Origin of the sequence: Salinibacterium sp., from assembly GCF_031364185.1 — a bacterium.
Lineage (GTDB): Bacteria > Actinomycetota > Actinomycetes > Actinomycetales > Microbacteriaceae > Rhodoglobus.
In genome coordinates this window covers 1-1,031 of sequence record NZ_JANLVV010000189.1, presented here as the reverse complement: position 1 = coordinate 1,031, position 1,031 = coordinate 1, and the positions used below count along the sequence as shown (strand labels likewise).

Annotated in this window: 1 protein-coding gene; it reads left to right on the top strand. The window is 64.8% G+C overall.

From position 1 onward, the window contains the following. Positions 1-3 precede the first annotated feature (3 nt). Positions 4-861, top strand: a complete 858-nt coding sequence (locus RMN95_RS17140; RefSeq protein ID WP_309616452.1) for an aldo/keto reductase — start codon at positions 4-6, stop codon at positions 859-861. Positions 862-1,031 lie beyond the last annotated feature (170 nt).

Genomic DNA, 1,031 nt, shown 5'->3' with positions numbered 1-1,031 from the left:
TCCATGAAACAGCGCACTATCGGTACGGTTCAGGTCAGCTCGATCGGGCTCGGCGGAATGCCGATGTCGATTGAGGGTCGGCCCGACAGGGAGCGATCGATCGCCACGATTCATGCGGCACTGGATGCGGGAATCACCCTCATCGACACGGCGGATGCGTACCATCTGCCGGGCATTGATGTGGGCCATAACGAGAGCCTAATCGCGGAGGCGCTCGCCTCCTGGGGCTCGGACATTTCGGGGATCCTGGTCGCGACGAAGGGCGGTCATCTTCGCCCCGTCGCCGGCCCCTGGAACCAGAACGGTCACCCCGATTACCTGAAGGAGGCCGCACAGGCCTCCGCGCGACGACTCGGTGTCGAATCGATCGGCCTCTACCAGTTCCACCGGCCGGATCCCCAGGTCGACTACGCCGACTCGGTCGGGGCGATTCGAGATCTCCTGGACGACGGCACGATTCGCATGGCGGGTATCTCCAACGCGAACCCCGACCAGATCCGGCAGGCGAACGAGATTCTTGGTGGACGACTGGTGTCGGTGCAAAATCAGTTCTCGCCGAAGTTCCGCTCGAGCGAACCCGAGCTTCGCCTGTGCGAGGAGCTCGGCATCGCGTTCTTGCCGTGGAGCCCCCTCGGTGGCATCGGGGGAGCGAAAGAGCTGGGCGGGAAGTGGGCGCAATTCCAGGCCGTCGCTGACGCTCATGAGGTCAGCGCCCAGCAGGTGTGCCTCGCGTGGGAGCTAGCGCTCGCGCCGGTCGTGGTCCCGATTCCGGGTTCCTCACGGCCCGAAAGCATCAGGGACTCGGCGAACGCGGCCGACCTGGTGCTCGATGCGGACGAGATGGCGCGCCTGTCGGGCTAGGGCCGAAGTGGGTGCCGTCAGCGTTGCCCTCACGGTTCACACCGTCGCGTACAGCCCCTCTAGCGCCGACTCGATGGATTCGAAGTTACCGACCGTTCGCGCATTTTCGTTCTTGAGCCTGAAGCCGCCCGCGGTTCGCAGGATCGTGCCCGCCATGATGTCGGTGATCT

Coding starts and splice junctions, on each gene's coding strand:
- RMN95_RS17140 (WP_309616452.1), top strand. CDS start 4: ATGAAACAGCGCACTATCGGTACGGTTCAGGTCAGCTCGATCGGGCTC.